Source organism: Salinivibrio socompensis S35 (assembly GCF_000513715.1).
In the GTDB taxonomy this organism is placed as follows: Bacteria; Pseudomonadota; Gammaproteobacteria; order Enterobacterales; family Vibrionaceae; genus Salinivibrio; species Salinivibrio socompensis.
The window spans coordinates 1-624 of the sequence record NZ_AQOD01000263.1 but is presented as its reverse complement, the minus strand read 5'-3'; the positions used below and the strand labels follow the sequence as shown (position 1 = coordinate 624).

General features: G+C 54.2%; 1 rRNA gene. It reads right to left on the bottom strand.

The annotated features are described in order from the left end of the window. Nucleotides 1-624 (bottom strand): 16S ribosomal RNA (locus tag DZ54_RS0117595); the annotation flags it as partial.

Sequence of the window (624 nt, the reverse complement as noted above, 5' to 3'; positions counted from 1 at the left end):
ACCGCTACACCTGCAAATTCTACCCCCCTCTACAAGACTCTAGCCTGCCAGTTTCAAATGCGGTTCCGAGGTTGAGCCCCGGGCTTTCACATCTGACTTAACAAACCGCCTGCATGCGCTTTACGCCCAGTAATTCCGATTAACGCTCGCACCCTCCGTATTACCGCGGCTGCTGGCACGGAGTTAGCCGGTGCTTCTTCTGCAGCTAACGTCAAGCCGTGCACCTATTAAGTACACGACCTTCCTCACTGCTGAAAGTGCTTTACAACCCGAAGGCCTTCTTCACACACGCGGCATGGCTGCATCAGGGTCTCCCCCATTGTGCAATATTCCCCACTGCTGCCTCCCGTAGGAGTCTGGGCCGTGTCTCAGTCCCAGTGTGGCTGATCATCCTCTCAAACCAGCTAAGGATCGTTGCCTTGGTAAGCTATTACCTTACCAACTAGCTAATCCTAACTGGGCCCATCCCAACGCGATAGCTTACATGTAGAGGCCACCTTTGGTCCTGACTCTAACGAACCAAGACATTATGCGGTATTAGCCGTCGTTTCCAACGGTTATCCCCCTCGTCAGGCAGGTTCCCAGCCGTTACTCACCCGTCCGCCGCTTGACGTCCAACAAATC